The organism is Planktothrix sp., assembly GCF_046067725.1.
GTDB lineage: Bacteria > Cyanobacteriota > Cyanobacteriia > Cyanobacteriales > Microcoleaceae > Planktothrix.
In genome coordinates, this window is sequence record NZ_JBJUDF010000318.1 from 1 (window position 1) to 3,660 (window position 3,660).

The following is a 3,660-nucleotide window of genomic DNA, read 5'->3' on the forward strand; positions in this document are numbered from 1 at the left end:
CAATCCAACCATTTTATGCAAGTTTGGCAAGTAGCAAAACGGGCAGGTTGGATACCAGAAAATGTTGAATTAGTTCATGTTCCTTTTGGCGTTGTCAAAGGAGAAGATGGCAAAAAATTAAAAACCCGTTCAGGGGAAACGGTGCGTTTAAGAGAGTTATTAGATGAAGCGATTAATCATGCCCAAACTGATTTAGAAACCCGTTTAAAAGCCGAAGAACGCACGGAAACAGAAGCATTTATTGATCATGTTGCTCAAGTGGTGGGTTTGAGTGCGGTTAAATATGCGGATTTAAGCCAAAATCGCACCAGTGACTATATTTTTAGTTTCGATAAAATGTTATCTTTGCAAGGGAATACAGCCCCCTATTTGCTTTATGCTTATGTCAGAATTCAAGGCATTAGTCGCAAGGGCGATATTGATTGGCAACAGTTAGGAACGGATATTAAGATCGTTTTGGAAGAAGATGCAGAATGTGTATTAGCCAAACATCTATTGCAATTACAAGATGTATTAGAAGAAGTAGCTCACGATTTATTTCCTAACCGTTTATGTCAATATTTGTTTGAATTAAGTCAGAAATTCAATCAATTTTATGAGCAATGTTCTGTCATGAAAGCGGAAGAACCTCAACGAACCTCTCGTATCGCCTTGTGTGATTTAACCGCACGAACATTAAAATTAGGGTTATCCCTCTTAGGAATTCCGGTGTTAGAACGAATGTAAAATTAAGTCGGATTTTTATTGAATGCTGACTTGTTTTTCTAATTCTTCAATTTCCTGTCTGATTAACTCAGAATGGGGAATTGAAGTAACCAAAATGGGAATTTTTTCTGCTTCTGCTTCGGGGTGATGCCAAGAAAAATCAATACACATTTCATCATTCATCACCATTGGTTCAATTGTTGGAATTAGGAAGTTTTCTTCACTGATAATTTTACTTTCCACTTCCATCGAATGGGTTTGTTGCTGACTGATCAACATAGCCCCAACAATCATCGCACCCCCTAACCAACCCCGCAGTCCTAACGTTTCACCGAGTAACCAAAAGGAAAATACGGATGCAAAAACAGGTTCAAAGGTATAAATTACAGCCGTTTCCGAGGCAGAAACCCAATGTTGAGCGATCGCAGGCAACCAAGTGGTAATAGCTGTCACCACTGCCAGGTATAATAAAGGGACGTAATGACCCTCAATCCCCTGCCATTGTCCCATCAAATCCGGTAATGTCCATACAGTCGCTAAAACCGTCATCACCACAAGCTGAATTGCGGTCAAGGGTTGGGATGAATGGGTGCAGGTGACGGCTTCTAAAAGCAAAATATAGCTGGTATAAAGCAGAACATCCAACAACATCCATAAGTCTCCCGCCGTCAGCATTCCGCCTTCCCAGGACATCACCCCCACCCCCATTAACGCCAGTCCGGCGGCTAAAAATAGTCCCCGTCGGACTTTTTGACCTAATAATTGCCCTAATAAAGGAACTAAAATGACGTTTAAACTGGCAATAAAAGCGGCACGATTTGCGGAGAGGGTTTCTAATGCGATCGCTTGAATGGCTAAGGACGCAAAGAGTAGAATTCCTAATAGAATGCCATCTCGAATTAACTTCAGATTTAACGTTCGTAAATGTAAGGAAAAAGCGATCGCCGCTAAAGCCGAACGAATGGCAATTAATACACCAGGCGAAATATTATGAATGGTATCTTTTACCAAAGGAAATGTTGTTCCCCAAAGCAAAGTAACAGCGATCAGGAGGATAATCCCCTGGATATGTTGGAATTTGGGTTGAGAAAGGGTCATTAGAGTTGTTATAAAGTGTTAATTTCTCAAGATAAAGGGGATGCAGGAATAAAAATTCAGTCTTAAGAGCCAGATTAATTTTTTAATAGGCTGCTAAAGGATGTTATTTCCACAAAAATACCCTTCTGCATTGGATTATAAGAATATTTTATAACGAATAGAATCTCTTGAAGTTAGATTTTTGTGAAGACCTAACTTTAGGATTATTCTTGACATCCAGTGTGCGGTGTTGAGCGTTGGGACAGAAGGAGTTAAGGATCAACCTGTTTTGAGAATTTTTCTATCGAGGCAACAAGACCAAATCGGATAAATAGGTTGAAAATAAACCTTCAATCCAGTGTTCTAACCCACTTAAGATTAATTGTACACCAAGGGCTAAAATAAATAAACCCAGAAGACGGGTAAAGGCAATAATGCCATTTTCTCCTAAAAGATTGAGTAAACGATGGGATAGAATTAAACAGCCATAAACCAAAATTCCAATCAGGACAATTGCAACAATAATCTCCCCTAAATGTAATATAGTTTCTGAGGAAAAAGTTTCACCCGCTTGGGCGGCTAATCCTAATGTTACTGCGATCGCTCCTGGCCCTGCTAATAAAGGAATAGTTAAGGGAATAAAGGAAATATCTTTATGTTCTTGAATTTGAAAACTTAAGGCTTCTTCTTCCGTTGGGGTTAATCTGGGTTCTGCTTTTAAAGCTTCCCATCCCGCTTCAAAAATTACAATTCCTCCGGCTACTTTGATCCCAGACATGGCTAAACCAAAGAATTCTAAAATTCTATCTCCGACTAATAAAAAAAACACTAAAACCCCCACAAAGCTAAACGCCGTTTTAATGGCACATTTTTGTTGTAACTCTGGAGAATAGCCGGCTGCTAAAATTAAAAATATCGGCACAGCACCCAAGGGATCAACAATGGGAAACAAGGAAGCAAAACTGCCTAAAACAAACGTTAATAAATCTTCTACCATCTGTTAAATTAATAGACCATAAAGGATGTATTGTACCTTTAATTAAGCATCAGGAGTTAATTTTAAAATCAGTTCAGAAGATTCTGGAAACTTGGAGAGCAGGTTAGTCCGAGTCCCTAATTCAAAATCGGCAAAATCAAACCCTGGCGCAACGGTACACCCGACAAAACTATACATACTTTCCGGGTTAGGATAACCTCCAAACCACCACCCCCCCGGAACAACAAACTGCACAGTTTCCCCTGCTTGAATATCAGAACCCAGAATAATATTTTGTACGCCATAGTCTTCGTGCATTAACACCAAGGTCATTGAACCTCCTAAATAAAAATGCCACATTTCATCGGATTGAATTCGATGTAAACAGGATTTAGTTCCTTGAGGTAATAAAAAATAAATTCCTGTACAATAATTGCGATCGCCTTTAAAATTACTGGGTAAAACTTGATGAGAAATCACACACTCTGAACGATAGGTTTCTCGAAAATATCCCCCTTCAGGATGAGGAATCAGTTGATATTTTTTAATTAATTGTTCTACAGTTATCATAAATTAAATCGAACAGAAAATATAAATATTTTACATCAAATATTAGTGATTAGAATATCATGTCATCCTAAGCTTCTACAATGTCATCCTGAGCGGAACGCAGTAAAGAAATATAAGAATTAATACTTGTTAACAAAATATTCTTGAGAAAAAATTGAATTTATTAAGAATTAGGTGGGTAAGCGCAGCGCACCCACCCGACAGAGATTACCAACCGAAAGCTGAATAAAATTGGCTATCTTCAGAACTCGATTCTGATGAATTTTCAGCATCAGGATTAACCCGAATTTCGGTACAAAATGTGGAAGTATTAAACCCACCAAATCGTTTAA

At 38.4% G+C, this 3,660-nt stretch carries 4 protein-coding genes; 1 reads left to right on the forward strand and 3 read right to left on the reverse strand.

Annotated features, from left to right (window positions below; genetic code table 11):
* Positions 1 to 726, forward strand: a 726-nt coding sequence (gene argS / locus ACKPEB_RS19725) for an arginine--tRNA ligase (RefSeq protein ID WP_408966695.1), incomplete at its 5' end; no start/stop codon positions are given.
* A 15-nt stretch (positions 727 to 741) separates the two neighbouring features.
* Here argS and ACKPEB_RS19730 read toward each other — a convergent pair.
* The 3 genes from ACKPEB_RS19730 to ACKPEB_RS19740 all read right to left on the reverse strand — a co-directional run bounded on the left by ACKPEB_RS19730 (position 742) and on the right by ACKPEB_RS19740 (position 3,328).
* The gene (locus ACKPEB_RS19730) at positions 742 to 1,803 is read right to left on the reverse strand and encodes a DMT family transporter (protein WP_408966696.1); all 1,062 of its coding nucleotides are present in this window, start codon (positions 1,801 to 1,803) and stop codon (positions 742 to 744) included.
* A 280-nt stretch (positions 1,804 to 2,083) separates the two neighbouring features.
* On the reverse strand, positions 2,084 to 2,779 hold the full coding sequence (locus ACKPEB_RS19735) for a MarC family protein (protein WP_408966697.1): 696 nt from the start codon (positions 2,777 to 2,779) through the stop codon (positions 2,084 to 2,086).
* A 42-nt stretch (positions 2,780 to 2,821) separates the two neighbouring features.
* Entirely contained in the window at positions 2,822 to 3,328 is a 507-nt protein-coding gene (locus ACKPEB_RS19740) for a cupin domain-containing protein (RefSeq protein WP_408966698.1), read from the reverse strand.
* Positions 3,329 to 3,660: the final 332 nt, after the last annotated feature.